The sequence below is a fragment of the Cellulomonas sp. KRMCY2 genome (assembly GCF_000526515.1).
Taxonomy (GTDB): domain Bacteria; phylum Actinomycetota; class Actinomycetes; order Actinomycetales; family Cellulomonadaceae; genus Actinotalea.
Genome location: NZ_JAGF01000001.1, coordinates 2,372,605 through 2,386,638, shown reverse-complemented (window position 1 = coordinate 2,386,638; position 14,034 = coordinate 2,372,605). Strand labels below are relative to the sequence as shown.

Annotated in this window: 14 protein-coding genes; 6 read left to right on the top strand and 8 right to left on the bottom strand. The window is 69.9% G+C overall.

Going from position 1 to position 14,034, the window contains the following annotated elements; translation table 11 throughout:
* Positions 1-1,015 precede the first annotated feature (1,015 nt).
* The 4 genes from K415_RS21830 to K415_RS0111480 all read left to right on the top strand — a co-directional run bounded on the left by K415_RS21830 (position 1,016) and on the right by K415_RS0111480 (position 3,427).
* Complete coding sequence (locus K415_RS21830; RefSeq protein ID WP_024287198.1) at positions 1,016-2,137, top strand: site-specific integrase; 1,122 nt, start codon at positions 1,016-1,018, stop codon at positions 2,135-2,137.
* The gene (locus tag K415_RS22795) at positions 2,134-2,706 is read left to right on the top strand and encodes a hypothetical protein (RefSeq protein WP_024287197.1); all 573 of its coding nucleotides are present in this window, start codon (positions 2,134-2,136) and stop codon (positions 2,704-2,706) included. The genes K415_RS21830 and K415_RS22795 overlap by 4 nt, the downstream gene beginning before the upstream one ends.
* A 313-nt stretch (positions 2,707-3,019) precedes the next feature.
* Positions 3,020-3,187 carry a hypothetical protein gene (locus tag K415_RS22790; RefSeq protein ID WP_155859445.1) on the top strand — a complete coding sequence of 56 codons (168 nt, stop codon included), beginning with the start codon at positions 3,020-3,022 and terminating at the stop codon, positions 3,185-3,187.
* Between the two features lie 39 nt (positions 3,188-3,226).
* Positions 3,227-3,427 (top strand): transposase, encoded by a 201-nt coding sequence (locus K415_RS0111480; RefSeq protein WP_197024711.1) that lies wholly within the window; start codon positions 3,227-3,229, stop codon positions 3,425-3,427.
* 6 nt (positions 3,428-3,433) lie between these two features.
* Here K415_RS0111480 and K415_RS0111475 read toward each other — a convergent pair whose 3' ends face one another.
* A complete protein-coding gene (locus K415_RS0111475; protein WP_024287194.1) occupies positions 3,434-4,885 on the bottom strand; it encodes a mannitol dehydrogenase family protein in 1,452 nt (483 codons plus the stop codon).
* Between the two features lie 21 nt (positions 4,886-4,906).
* On the bottom strand, positions 4,907-5,590 hold the full coding sequence (locus K415_RS0111470) for a nucleoside/nucleotide kinase family protein (RefSeq protein ID WP_029663631.1): 684 nt from the start codon (positions 5,588-5,590) through the stop codon (positions 4,907-4,909).
* 211 nt (positions 5,591-5,801) lie between these two features.
* Here K415_RS0111470 and K415_RS0111465 point away from each other — a divergent pair, with 211 nt between their 5' ends.
* Together K415_RS0111465 and K415_RS0111460 are read left to right on the top strand one after the other, a co-directional pair.
* Positions 5,802-6,530, top strand: a complete 729-nt coding sequence (locus K415_RS0111465; protein ID WP_024287192.1) for an SDR family oxidoreductase — start codon at positions 5,802-5,804, stop codon at positions 6,528-6,530.
* 89 nt (positions 6,531-6,619) lie between these two features.
* Positions 6,620-7,603: a LacI family DNA-binding transcriptional regulator gene (locus K415_RS0111460; RefSeq protein WP_034662726.1), complete on the top strand. Its 984-nt coding sequence runs from the start codon at positions 6,620-6,622 to the stop codon at positions 7,601-7,603.
* 23 nt (positions 7,604-7,626) lie between these two features.
* On the opposite strand, the gene K415_RS0111455 is transcribed toward K415_RS0111460, so the two are convergent.
* The 6 genes from K415_RS0111455 to K415_RS0111430 all read right to left on the bottom strand — a co-directional run bounded on the left by K415_RS0111455 (position 7,627) and on the right by K415_RS0111430 (position 14,017).
* Positions 7,627-8,514, bottom strand: coding sequence for a tagatose-bisphosphate aldolase (locus K415_RS0111455; protein WP_024287191.1), 888 nt, complete (start codon positions 8,512-8,514; stop codon positions 7,627-7,629).
* Positions 8,515-8,575: 61 nt separating this feature from the next.
* A complete protein-coding gene (locus tag K415_RS0111450; protein WP_024287190.1) occupies positions 8,576-9,943 on the bottom strand; it encodes an L-fuculokinase in 1,368 nt (455 codons plus the stop codon).
* Between the two features lie 123 nt (positions 9,944-10,066).
* The gene (locus K415_RS0111445; RefSeq protein ID WP_024287189.1) at positions 10,067-11,086 is read right to left on the bottom strand and encodes an ABC transporter substrate-binding protein; all 1,020 of its coding nucleotides are present in this window, start codon (positions 11,084-11,086) and stop codon (positions 10,067-10,069) included.
* Positions 11,087-12,181: an ABC transporter permease gene (locus K415_RS0111440; RefSeq protein ID WP_024287188.1), complete on the bottom strand. Its 1,095-nt coding sequence runs from the start codon at positions 12,179-12,181 to the stop codon at positions 11,087-11,089.
* Positions 12,178-12,954 carry an ATP-binding cassette domain-containing protein gene (locus tag K415_RS0111435; RefSeq protein ID WP_024287187.1) on the bottom strand — a complete coding sequence of 259 codons (777 nt, stop codon included), beginning with the start codon at positions 12,952-12,954 and terminating at the stop codon, positions 12,178-12,180. The genes K415_RS0111440 and K415_RS0111435 overlap by 4 nt, the downstream gene beginning before the upstream one ends.
* Entirely contained in the window at positions 12,938-14,017 is a 1,080-nt protein-coding gene (locus K415_RS0111430; RefSeq protein WP_024287186.1) for a LacI family DNA-binding transcriptional regulator, read from the bottom strand. The genes K415_RS0111435 and K415_RS0111430 overlap by 17 nt, the downstream gene beginning before the upstream one ends.
* Positions 14,018-14,034 lie beyond the last annotated feature (17 nt).

The following is a 14,034-nucleotide window of genomic DNA, read 5'->3' as shown; positions in this document are numbered from 1 at the left end:
CCAGTAGCCTACTCCGACTTCCCTGAAGTCCGGGCCTAGGCGGCTTCGCGGCTCCTCAGCCATGGGCGAACGTCTCCGACACACGATGGTGGCACACGGCAGTCCGCGCGGCCAGGGGCACGACCGGGACGGCCCCAGCTTCGGTTCCGGAGTGACGCTATCGCGATGGCCCGTCGCGGGGAGCAGTCCCGGGTGCAGGTTGCCCTGGGCATGGACCTGCCGGTGGGGTTGGCAAGTGCGAGCCTCTCACAGCGTTCCGTCTTCGGTGAGGCGAACCCAAGTTTCGTGCGCGGGTCTGGCCCCCGTCATGGCCCACCTACGACCTCACGCCGGATCGGTGTATGTCCGGTCTCGCGCGGCAGTCCCACCAAGGGCGCCGAACGCAGCAACATACCCTCAACGCCGAGCGCGGCGGCGCGCGATTCTGGTCGAACCCTCGCGTAGTGGCTGCCGACATCGACTAGGTCTTCATGGGGCACCGGCACATGCGCTCGGGTCAGCTTGGCGTTGATAAGGACAGCGTCGTCGGAGACCTGATCTCCGGTGAGGGTGGCGGCCTGGACGTAGACCTGGTTCGCGCCGCCCGTCCGGCGACCGCATCTCGCTGCCCAGGTAGCCGGACGGTGAACGACACGGCTCATGGCGCCCACCTGCGTCCTCCGACATCCAGGTCGATCCGTGGACGTCGCCTGCTTACAAACTGCTTACGAGCAAGCAAGAGGCCCCCTCGATCCGAAGATCGAAAGAGCCTCTGACCTGCGACTTCACTTGTAGCGGGGGCAGGATTTGAACCTGCGACCTCTGGGTTATGAGCCGCATTCTTGGGGTCCTGAGCGGTGCTCGACGCGCCAGGCCGCGTGCGGTAATCTGGGATAACGCCGCAGGTCACGGTAGGTTTCTAGTGTCCGTCAGCATCCGCCCGAGTTCGCTGGTAAACGGCAAGCAATGTTGACCATCCGTTGACCACGGTTGACCACTGGGTCGCGTGATGGGTTGTGGCGAAGGAGGTGATTCCGTGCCGTCGGTGCGAGTGCGTCAGCGCGCCAAGGGCGCCATGTTCACTGCCATGTATCGCGACCCGACCGGGCGTCAGCGCTCGGCCGGGACCTTCACCTCGGAGCGGGCCGCGCTGCGAGCGGCACGCCGGTCGGAGTCGAAGGTCGAGACGGGCGGATGGATCGACCAAGCGTCGGGGCGGATCACGTTCCGCGACTACGTCGAGAACGTATGGCTGCCGTCCCGGCAAGTGGAGGTCTCCACCCTCGCCGGTTACCGCTCCTACCTCGACAAGCACTTCCTGCCGTTCTTCGGGGACCGGCCGATGGCCGAGATCCTGCCGTCATTCGTGCAGGACTGGGTGACCGCGGCCGTTGGATCGGGACTGTCGCCGACGTCGGTGCGCAAGTACCACGTCATGCTGCACTCGGTCTTCAAGCGGGCGGTACGCGACCGCATCATCGTGACCAACCCGTGCGAGAGCATCGAGCTGCCGAAGATCCCGCCACGGAAGGCGCGCATCCTCACCCCCGAGGAGTACGACCAGCTCTTGTCGCAGATGCCCGACCGGTTCCAGGTTCTCGTGATGACCGACATCGAGACCGGACTTCGCTGGGGCGAGCTCATCGCCCTGCGACCGAGGCACATCGACTTCCTGCGCAAGACAATCTCCGTCGAGCAGACGATCGTCGAGGTCTCGCGCAAGCACTCCCCCACTGGCGAACGCATGATCGTCAAGGACTACCCCAAGGACAACGAGTTCCGCACCCTGCGCGTGAGTGAGACCCTGCTGCGGTCGATCGCACGCCGGATCGAACAGCTGGGCCTGAACCGCGACGACCTGATCTTCGCTTCGACCGAGACCGCCGGCGGCCGGCCGATCTCACGCAACACCTTTCGGACCAAGGTGTGGCTGCCTGCGCTCGAACGCTCTGGCATCGACTTCCACGTCCGCGTCCACGACCTACGCCACGCCCATGCCTCGTGGCTCTTGGCCGGCGGCGCCGACCTCAAGACGGTCATGGAACGCATGGGTCACTCCCAGATCATGACGACGCAGAAGTACCTGCACACCCTGCCCGACGCCGACGACAAGGCCCTGACGGCGTTCGAGGCTGTGCGCCGGCGGTCGACGCCATGAGCGACCGGTACGCCTTCGTCGACGAGAGCTACATCGTGGAGACCCGGCACTACCTGCTGGCCGCCGTCGTCGTCCGAGAGGAAGTGCTCGACGACGTTCGCGCCTCGGTCCGTGCCGTGCGTCGCCGTCGCCGGGACGCCTTCCACTGGCACGGCGAGTTCGACCGCTCACGAACTGCGATGCTCGAGCTGATCGCGGCGACGAGCGACCTGCAGATCGTGGTGGTCAGTCGGCCGGTGCCACCACGCCGCCAAGAACGCGCCCGTGCCAGGTGCACCGAGTCGCTCCTGGCACAACTCCAGGTGCTCGATCCACCGGTGCACGACGTCGTCCTCGAGAGCCGCACTCACGTGCTCGACAGACGCGACGGGACCCGCATCGAAGGCCTCCGAGCATCAATGCGGATCGGACCCGGGCTCCGGTTCTCCTTCGCGACCAAGGCCGAGCCACTGCTCTGGATCGCCGACGCCGTGGCCGGCGCCGAGAGCGCTCGAGCCAGAGGGGACGGGCGGTACACGCAAGCCCTGGGGGACCGGCTGATCCGCATCAGCATCCCCGGCGTGCCCTAGGCAGCGCGAAGGCCCGGGTCCCGCCATCAGGGGCGGGTAGCACCGGGCCTCACTTCCAACACCCGTCCGGGTGCGGCAGTACGAGTCTAGGCCGAGTGTTCAGGGGTGTCGAGGGCTCCGTCGCAGCACTCGGGACGCATCCTCATCAGATCCCAGCTCGACCGGATCCTCAGCCGCCCCCACCAAGAAGAGCGATCGCTGCGGCTGCGAGCATCTGGCCCAACGCCCCTGCTGCCGTACTCGTCGCCAGACCGCCGACCCATGTGAGCGCCTTTCGCATGTGGCCGTCGTCCTTGCCGTCGCGCATTGGATCGTGCCGATCCCCGGCACCACCAAGCCCCACCGTGTGCTGGAGAACGTCGGAGCACTCGACGTGACGCTGAGCGCGAGCGACCTCGCCGAGCTCACGGATGCCAGCGACCGCATCGCCACAGCCGGCGACAGGTACCCCGAGGCCATGCAACGGTGGATCAACCGCTGAACCGACGGTGTCGGCGACGGTCGAGCGATCCGCACGATTATGGCCGCCACGCTCGACCAGGTCCGCGTCCCGCGGGCCCGGGCCGGCCGCCCACGCACCCGCCCGGACAGGGTCCTGGCCGACAAGGGCTACCCCTCCAAGGCGAACCGCGCCTGGCTGCGCACCCGCGGGATCGCCGCGACGATCCCCGAACGAGACGACCAGATCGCCCACCGGGTTCGACGAAGGCGGCGAACCTAGGTCGGTCTACACCAGGGCCGCGAGGACCGCCATGGCCCCCCGCGCGCCGAGCGCGATGCGTGCCTCGACGTAGGCGCTGCGCAGGCGAGGGTTCGCGCCCAGGTCGCCGAAGACGGAGGCCACGTCCAGCATCGCTCCGGGTGTCCCCTGCTCGTTGAGGGTCGCCGCGAGGAGCGCGTCGTGCTGCGGGTCCGGCGCCGGGGCGACGGCTCGCTCAAGGCGAAGGCTCCAGGCCGCGAGGACCACGGCGCAGCAGTCGATCGGGCCACCGAGACGCAGCTGCTCCGCCACGACCGGAAGGAGGAACTTCGGGACCCGGGCGGACGAGTCGACGACCTGGCGCGCGAGCGTGTCCTGGACCTGCTCGCTCGCGAACCGCTCCAGGAGCTGGTCGCAGTAGGCGCCGAGCTCGATGCCCGGGACCGGGCCCAGCGTCGGGATCGCCTCGGTCTGCATGTAGCGGCGCAGCAGCGCGACGACGAGCGGGTCGCGACAGGCGTCGTGGACCCACGTGAAGCCGGCCAGGAGCCCGACGTGGGCCATCACCTGATGCGAGCCGTTGAGCAGTCGGAGCTTCATGTGCTCGTACGGCTCGACGTCCTCGACCAGCTGGACGCCCGCAGCGGCGAAGTCGGGCCGCCCGTGGCTGAACGAGTCCTCGACCACCCACTGGCGGAAGCTCTCCGAGCGTACGGGCCAGGCGTCGTCGATCCCGAGGACCTTGCGCGCGAGCTCGCGCGTCGCGTCGTCGGGCACGGGGGTGATCCGGTCGACCATGGAGGAGGGGAAGGCCACCTCGCGGCCGATCCAGTCGGCGAGATCCGCGTCGCGACGGCTCGCGAACGAGGTCAGTGCCACGCGGGCGACATGCCCGTTGCCCTGGATGTTGTCGCAGGAGAGCACCGCGAAGGCGGGGATCCCGGCCTCGCGCCGCCGCCGAAGACCCTCGGTCAGATACCCGAGCGCGCTGCGCGGCGGGCCGCCCTGCTCGATGTCGGCGAGCGTCGCGCTGTCCTGGGGTGCGAAGAGCCCCGTCGCGTCGTTGACGCCGTAGCCACCCTCGGTGATCGTCAAGGAGACGATCCGGGTGGCCGGGTCCGCAAGGACGTTCAGCACAGCCTCGGGGTCGTCGGGGCCGTACAGGTACTGCACGAGGCTGCCGATCACGCGGGACGTGAGGGCACCGTCCGGGTCGACCGTCATGAGGGTGTACAGACCCCCCTGTGCGGCAGCAGCGTCCCGGGCTGCGACGTCGGCGGGCATGAGGCCGACACCGCAGATGCCCCAGGCGAGGTCGCCCCCGGCGAGGACGTCGTCCAGGTAGAGGGCTTGGTGCGCGCGGTGGAAGCCGCCGACCCCGATGTGGACGACCCCGACCGTGACGGCCGACCGGTCGTACCGGGGAACCTGGACTCTGGATGCGAGTGCCGCAAGGGCACCTGGCTCGAGCATCGTCATGACGTCTCCTTCGACGGGCCATCAGGCGATGGCCGTTGGTCCCCCGGGGGGTTCGGTGTGCAGCTGGACGACCAGGTCGGCGGCGTCACGCCCGGCCTCGACCACGACGGCATTCGCCTCGTCCACACCGAGCACCCATGCCCGCGCAGCGGGCTCCGGGTCGCCGAAGGAGAGCCGGCGGGCGACGAGGCGACGGATCCGCTCCGCCGGGGGCACGTCCAGGAACCAGACCTCGTCGAGCCTGGCCCGCACCGAGGACCAGCCGTCGGCCGCGTGCAGGAGGTAGTTGCCCTCCGTGATCACCAGTTGGACGGCGGCGGGGACGGGCACGGCGCCGGCGATCGCCGCCTCAAGGGACCGGTCGAACTCGGGCGCGTAGACCACGTCGTCCTGCGCGCCCCGCAGGCGGTCCAGCAGGGCGACATAGCCCGCGACGTCGAACGTGTCGGGGGCTCCCTTTCGATCGCGACGCCCGAGGTCCTCGAGCACCGGATCGGCGAGGTGGAACCCGTCCATCCCGACGATCACGGCCCGCGTCCCAAGGGCCGCGCTGAGAGCCTGGCACAACGTCGACTTGCCTGAGCCGGGCGCTCCGACGATGCCCAAGATGGTGCGCGGGCGTTGGTCGACGAGCCACTCGGCCCGTCGCACGAGCTCGCCGACACGGAGCGACACGGCCGCGGCATCGTCTGGCTCGGGGTGCACCCGATCGCCTCCTTCGGCCTGGCGCCAGGGGCGCACCCACGATGTGGCACCCGGCTCGAGATCACGCTAAGGATCCAATGACACCGGTGTCAAGATGGCCGCATGACATCGGTGACATGGACGCCCACGTTGTGGCACCATCTGACCTGGCAGCACCAACGGCGACGCGCCAGAGCTCGCCGGCAGCACCGTGACGAGAGGACACCCAGCCATGACGGGATTCGAGGGTCGGACCATCCTGGTGACCGGCGCAGCCGGCGGGATCGGCGGTGCGATAGTCCGGCACCTGGTGGCCGCGGGCGCAGACGTCGTGGCCAGCGGCCGGACCCAGGACGGCCTCGAGCCGATCGCGAAAGAGACGGGGTGCCGCACCCTGCCGTTCGACCTGACGTCGGAGGACGAGGTCGCCGCGGCCCTCGGGGACCTCGACCTGTGGGGAGTGGTGAACTGCGGTGGGTTCGGCGGGGAGATCGCCACCCCGATGGAGACCGACATCTCGGTCTTCGACCGGGTCATGGCCATCAACGCCCGTGGCACGCTGCTGGTCACCAAGTACGCCGCGCGGACGCTGATCCGGCTGGGTGCGGGTGGGGCGATCGTCAACGTCTCCAGCCAGGCCTCGCTGGTCGCCCTGCCCAACCACGTCTCGTACGCGGCCTCCAAGGCCGCCGTGGACTCGATCACGCGCGTCAGCGCGCTCGAGCTCGGCCCCTACGGCATCCGGGTCAACAGCGTGCACCCGACCGTCGTCATGACCGAGATGTCCGAGTTCTACTGGGGCCGGCCCGAGATCGGTGGGCCCTTCCTCGAGCAGATGCCGCTCGGCCGGTGGGCGACCCAGGACGACGTGGCCGGGCCCGTTGTCTTCTTGCTCAGCGACGCGTCGTCGATGATCTCCGGGGTGCACCTGCCGATCGACGGCGGGTACACCTGCCGCTGAGCCGGGGCAGCCTCCGCCGAGGTCGCGAGCCGGTTCCGGATGCTCTGCACGATGCTGGTCTCAGGTGACAGGAGTCGACCGTGGTCCGGATGCAGGACGTCGCCGCGGAGGCAGGGGTCTCCGTCAAGACGGTGTCGCGCGTCCACAACGACGACCCGCACGTCGCACCTGAGACCCGCGCGAGGGTCGAGGCAGCGATCCGCCGGCTGGGATACCTGCCCAACACCCTCGCGACGACCTTCCGGGACGGCAGGTCACCCGTCATCGGGGTCGTCGTCCCGGACATCGAGGACCCGTTCTTCGCGGCCATCGTGCGCCAGGTCGATCGCACCGCCGCGGAGCACGGCATGCTCACGATCGTCGCCGGGACCGGCGAGGACCCGCAGGAGGAGCGGACCAGGGTCACTGCGCTGCTCAGTCGGCGCCTGAGCGGCCTGATTCTCGCCCCGGTCTCGGACGATCAGGCCTATCTGCGGCCGTGGCTCGCGACCACCCCGACGGTGTTCGTCGACCGGCGCCCCGCCCGGGTGTCGGCCGACTCTTTCACGTCGGACGACGACGGCGGGGCGCACGCCGGTGCCGCTCACCTCGTCGGTCACGGGCATGCGGCGGTCGCGTTCCTGGGCGACACCCTGCGGCTGCCCACGACCGCTCTGCGGCTCGCCGGCTACCGCCGCGCCCTGAGCGACGCCGGCCTGCCCTGGCGGCCGGAGCTCGTGGCGATGGACGGCGCGACCCGGGCCGGAGCGGCGGCGGCCGTCACTCGGCTCGCGTCGATGCCGGACCCACCGACCGCGCTGTTCAGCTCGAACGCGCGGTGCACCATCGCACTCGCACCGCTCCTGCCCGGGCTGGGCATGGCGCTGGTGTCTTTCGGGGACTTCCCGCTCTCGGACGCCCTCGCGCCGACGGTCACCGTGCTCGACCAGAACCCCTCGCGCCTCGGGGAGCTCGCCACCGCCCGGGTGCTCGATCGTCTCGAGCACCCGGGCCGCAGGCACCGCCGCCGTCAGAGCCTTCCGGTGAGCCTGGTCGAGCGCGAGTCGTGCTGGTTCCCGGGCCCGCCGCGCTAGGTGTGGTCCCGGGGCCGCGACGCTCAGCGCGGGCCGTCGACCGCCGCGGCGAGCTCGCGCAGTCGGGGCTGAGCCCGCTCGGTGAGCAGCGCCTCCCGCTCCTGCGTCGTCATCGCCAGGCTGTCCTTCCACAGCGAACGGCCGGCCATCGCGCCGGCCGCACCGTTGGCCACGGCCGTGGTGACCTGCTCGATGAAGGTCGCGTGGTCGACGCCGGCGGACAGGACCGCCCACGGCACCCCGTCCGCGGCAGCCGTCACGGCCGCGCACGCCTGCGCGCTGCCCGGGTACGGCAGCTTGAGGACCTTCGCACCGCAGGCCACGGCAAGGGCAGCGGCGTCGATGATCAGCCCGGGGAAGCGCTCCGCGTACTCCTCCGCGGACTCGTCCTCGAGACGGTAGGTGAGGATCTCGACGATGAGCAGCAGGCCCTCGGCCGTGCAGGCGCTGACGAACTCACGCATCTCGTCGGCCACCCGCGAGTCCGGGCCCTGCTTGTCGGCGCGGACGTACCAGAGCATCTTGGCGGCGTCGCCACCGAGGTCACGCACCTTCTTCGCGGTGGTGCCGGGCACGATCCGCGTGTACCGCAGGCCGTCGACCGTCTCGAAACCCGAGGCGTCCATGCCGACCACGAGTGCCGTGCCGCGTGCCAGAGTGCCGTTGTCCACGACCTGCGGGAGGGCGATCTCCGGGTCGAGGAGGATCGCGGGGGCGTGGTTGCCGAGGTGGCGCACCAGGTCGGCCTTGGCCGCGAGGAGCTCGTCGTGCGTGATGGCCCCGGCGCCGTCCGGGTGATTCATCACGGCCTTCATGCCGTTGCGCTGGTCGGCAGCGACGATGAGCAGGTGGCCGGCGTCGGTGCAGATGGCGCCGAACCCTCGGTGCTCGGGGGTGGTCAGGGGGTTCATGGATGCTCCAGTCGTGATCGGTGGTGGTGGCCCGAACGCGGTGCCCGGGCCGGGGGCTGTGTCAGTGCTCCGCCGACAACGCGCGGTCGGTCGCACCGAGGCGAGCGGCGAACATCGCCGCACCGAACGCGGTGTCCTGGCTACGCGTCGAGACGTTCATGCCCGGCAGGACCTCCGCTCGGGCCCCGCAGACGCTCTGCATCCCCACCCAGCCACCGGTGAGGAGGGTCGACCGCGCGGGCCGTACCTCGTGGTCCATGACCTCGATGAGTCGGCTGATCTCCTCGTTGCCGTGCCGGAGCACGGCACGGAAGACCTCCGCCGGCGTGACGCCATCAGCCCGGATGGTCAGCGACAGCATGCCGTCGTCGTTGCGCGCTCCGTGGACCTCAACGGCGCCCTCGACTAGGCCAGGGCTCCGGTCCAGCGCCAGGACGGCGGCGTCGAGCGCATCCCGCCCGGCGGCGTCCGTGATACCGACGAGCTGGAGCGCCCGGCGCATGAGCAGTCCGGTCTTGACGCCCGCGACAAGCACGTGCTTCCCCGGGACCACGTGGTGCACGCAGTTGATGAGGGCGGCGCCGAGGCGGCTGCGCGCGTCGTAATCGAGCGGTGAGTCCACGACGCGCAGCAGGACCTCGGCCGTGCCCATCGAGACGTGGTAGCGGTCGCTCTCGGTGAGCCCGCCGCTGACGGCCGAGACCAGGTGGTCGTGCCCGGCGACGGTGAGGCGCGCGCCCTGGAGCGCGGCTGGCACGAGGACACCCGACGCAGCGCCCAGGTCGGCTCCGGACGGGACGAGCGGAGGAAGGAAGGTCGCATCGACGCCCAGGTACGCGAGCATCTCGGGCCATGGTCGGCCCGTGTCTTGGTCGAGCAGGCCGGTCCGGGAGACGAGCGAGACGTCACCGACGAGGCGGGCCCCGAGGGACGCGGCGACGAACTCCGGAAGGTTGGCCCAGCGGGTGCCGGCGAGCGTCAGTCCCTCGTCGCGCAGCAGGAGCAGCTTGGCGACCGTCACCTGGGCGCCCAACGGCAGGCCGGTCCGGCCGGCGAACTGCTCGCGCAGCGCCGCGGGCAGGTTGCGCACCTGATCCGCGCCGCGAGGGTCGAACCAGGCGATCCCCGGTGAGACGACCTCCAGGCCGCTGCCCAGCAGGAAGCCGGTCTCTCCCATGCCGGACACCGCCAGAGCGGAGATCCTGGCGCCCGCATCTCCCGTGACCTCGGCCAGGCCGTCCGCGACGTCGGCGAGCAGCGCCCGCACGCTGGCGAGCAGGTCGTCGGCGTCGAGCTCCGTGGCGCCGTGCGGGCAATCCCGCCACGGCGTGCTCACCTGTCGGAGAAGGACCTCCTGCCCCTGCCGATCGGCGATGAGGATCTTGATGCCGGTACTGCCGAGGTCGAGCCCCGCAACCAGGTCGGCCACGAATGTCTCCTTCAAGGTGTGCTGGGTGCACCGAAGGTGCGAGATGCCTGACTGGTGTCCATGCCGGTGGGTACCGCCCGAGGCTCCACCTCGGGCGGTACCCACCGCTGGCACGTCAGAGCGTCAGCACCCGGACGCGTAGAGGGCCGCCTGGCCCTCCTCGGAGTCGAGGTTGGCGAGCGTGATGATGGTGAAGCCGGTCTGGATCTTCGACTCGGTCGCCTCGCCGCGCAGGGCGGCCACGGCCTGCTGCACGCCCTGGTAGCCGATGTCGTACGGCTGCTGGGCGATGATCGCCTGGACGGTCCCGGCGCGGAGCGCGTCGACCTGGGCAGGGCCAGCGTCAAAGCCCACGACCTGGACCTTGCCTTCCATCCCCGCCTGGGCGATGCCCGTCGCAGCGCCCTCGGCGCTGAACAGGTTCGTCGCGAAGATCGCCTTGAGGTCCGGGAACCGCTGCAACGTCGAGGTCACGATGTCCGCAGCACGGGCAGGCTGGTTCTGCGCGTACTGCACCCCGACGTACTCGAAGCTCGAGTCCTCCGCGACCGCCCCCTCGAAGCCCTGGACGCGAGCGTCAGACGTCGAGATGCCGGGCTGGTTGTCGATGACCAGCACCTTTCCACCGTCCGGCACGAGCTCCTGGATCGCCGCGAAGGCAGCTGCGCCGCCACCGACGTTGTCCGAAGAGATCTCGCTGACCGCGAAGGACGGGTCCTCGACGGTGGTGTCCACGAGGACGACCTCGCTCGCGCCCGCCGCCTCCTCGAGGGGACGCTGCAGCGCGCTGACGTCGTTCGGCGCGATGAGGATGGCGTCGGGCTCGGTGGCGAGCACGGAGGCGACGATCGGCTGCTGGAGAGCCGCGTCCCACTTCTGGGGACCCTGGACGCTGACCTCGATGCCGCCCATCTCCTCGGCGGCGGCAAGGACACCGCACTCCATGGAGATGTAGAAGTTGTCGCCGATCACGCCCTGGATGAAGGCGAGGTCGATGGTCTCTTCCTCCTCCGGCGCAGACGTCGCCTCGTCGGTACCGGGCTCGTCGGTACCGGGCTCGTCGGGCGTGGCGCTCGAGCAGGCGGCAAGGCTCAGTGCCATGGCGAAGGCCGCACTGATCGTGACGAACTTGTGGTGACGCATCTACTTGTCCTTTCGGTTGGGGTGGAGCAGGCGAGACACGAGCGAGGACTTCTGGTGACCTCGCAGGTTTGCGGTCCGACGCAGCTGGTCGGCGTAGACAGCCGTGATGAGGAAGGCACCGACCACGACCTGCTGCCAGTACGGCTGCACGCCGAGGATCACGAAGCCGTTGCGCAGGGTGGCCGGGATGAGCAAGCCGATCACCGTCCCGAAGACGGTCCCCACGCCCCCGAAGAGGCTCGTGCCCCCGATGACGACGCCTGCGATGACGTCGAGGTTGGTCAGGCTGTTCCCGGCGATCGTCGTCGACCGGAAGAACGCCAGGTTCAGCAGCCCGGCGAGCCCCGCGAGCAGCCCGGCCAGGCCGTAGACCAGGACGATCTGTCGATCGACGTTGATGCCGACCCGTCGGCATGCCTCGGCGTTCGAGCCGACGCCGCAGGTCAGGAGGCCGAAGCGGGTCCGGTTGAGCACGATGATCCCGCTCGTGACGACGACGACCGCGACGATGACGAGGCTGGGGACCCCGAGAACCCGCCCGAACCCGATGGTGTCGACGAGCACGGCGGGTACGGCTCGGCGGTCGATACCGCCGGTGATCACCTGGGCGAGGCCGAGAGCGGCCCCGAACGTTCCCAGGGTGACGATCATCGCCGGGACCTTCGCCTTGGCGACCAGGAACCCGTTGAGCAGTCCCCACGCCAGGCCCGCTGCCAAAGCCACAACGATCCCGACGAACGCGGAACCCCAGCCTTCGCCGCCGCCGACCCGCTCCATCGTCATCGACGACACGACCCCGCTGAAGACCAGGACCGAGCCCATCGACAAGTCGATTCCGCCGGTGATGATGATGAACGTCGTGCCGACGCCGAGCACAGCAAGGATCGACACGCTGATCGCGATGTTCCGAAAGTTGGCCGGGTCGAAGAAGGCGTTCGGGCTCAGGAAGCTGAAGAGGGTCACGATCGCCAGCCAGACGAGGACGATCTGGAGCGCCTGTGCACGCACGCCCTGCCTCAGTCGCGCGGCCAGGCCTGGATGCGCGACGGCTGGTTCCTGCGCGAGCTGTGTCTTGTCGTCTGCCATGACGCTCATGCCGCTTCCCTCCCGTCGAGGGCGCCGGTCATCGCCCCGACCAGCTCTTCGACATTGGTGGTGCCGCCCTCGTACGTGGCCACCCGGCGACCGTGGCGGAGCACGTGGACGCGGTCAGCGACCTCCAGGACGTGCGGCATCGAGTGGCTGATGAGCACGACACCGATGCCCTTGTCGCGGATGCGACGGATGAGGTCGAGCACGCCCTTGGTCTGGACCACCCCGAGCGCAGCGGTCGGTTCGTCCAAGAAGATGACCTTGCTCGCCCAGGTTGCCGCCCGCGCCACCGCGATAGCCTGACGCTGCCCGCCGGACATCCCCCCGACCGGACCCGAATAGTTCGTGACCGTCGCACCGAGATTGGCGAACGCGTCGCGGCCGGCGTTGCGCATCTGGGTGCGCTCCATGAACCCGAGCAGCCCGAGCAGACCCGGCTTCATCACCTCCCGCCCGAGGTACATGTTCTGGATCGGGTCCAAGTGGTTGGCGAGCGCCAGATCCTGGAAGACCGTCTCGATGCCGCGGTTGCGGGCATCGGTGGGGCTGGAAAGAGTGATCTCCTTGCCCTCGAACAGGACGCTCCCGTTGTCGGCTGGCTCGGCGCCGGAGAGGATCCGCACCAGGGTCGACTTCCCGGCGCCGTTGTCTCCGATGAGCGCGGAGACCTCCCCGGGGTAGACGTCGAAGTTCGCGCCTTGCAGGGCGAGCACGGAACCGTAGGCGCGGTCGATGCCACGCGCCTCGTAGATCGGTGAACTACCGGTGGTTGCCATTCCTCCTCCTTCTTGGTTGAGGCGTCGTCGAGCCGTGGGAAAGGCCCGGGCCGGGTGGCTCGAGCTCGCCCGAACCGCGCACGATGAGGCGGGCGGGGACGGTCTGGATCCGGTCGAGGGGGAGGTCTGCCCCGGCGTCAAGCCGCAGGAGCATGGCCTGTGCCGCAGCGGCACCGACCGCCTCCGGTGAGTGGTCGATGACCGTGACCGCGGGCGAGAGGCTCTCGGCCATCGCGAAGTCCCCGATCGCGACGAGTGCGATGTCGGTGCGCCCGTGCTGGTGCAGCGCAGGTACGACGCCGAGCGACAGTCGCGTGTTCGTCGAGATGAGCGCCGTCGGGGGCTCATCGAGCGCCAGCAGGGAAGTAATCACCCGCATCACGTCCGCGGCGCCCGGGCAGTCGGCCCGAACGAGCTGCTCGTCGACTTCGAGCCCAGCAGCGGCCATCGCCGCCCGGAACCCCTCGTGGCGGAGCCGCGTGGTCTCGACGAGCGGCGCGTCGCTGAGCAGGGCGATCCGCCGGTGTCCGTGGCGGATGAGGTGATCGGTCGCCGTGAGTCCGAATCCGAAGTCGTCCGACACCACGCTCCGCGCCCCATCGAGGTCACCGATGCGGTCGACGAAGACGATCGGCGTGTCGCGCAGCCGCAGGTCGGCCAGGGAGGCCCGCCCCGTGGGGGCCAGGATGACGCCGGCGCAGCGGCGCTGGACGAAGTTCTGCACGGTCTCCCGCTCGCGGGCGGGATCACGGTTGCTCGACGCCACGAGCACTCGGTAGCCGGCGGCGTCCAGGATCGCCTCAACGGTGGCCACCAGCTGCGCGAAGAACACGTCGCCGATGCTGTCGATGACGATACCGACGACGCGGTCGGTCCCGGCCCGCAGCGACCGCGCGGCGGGATCGGGCTGGTAGTCGAGGCTTCTCATCGCCTGGATGACGGCGGCTCGCGTCGCGACCGCGACCTTGGGGTGCTCGTTGAGCACCCGCGAGGCCGTCTTGGTGCTCACCGAAGCGAGCTCGGCGACGTCCTTGAGGGTCGGGCCACCCTTCGGGATCGTCATGACGTGATCCCGGCCGG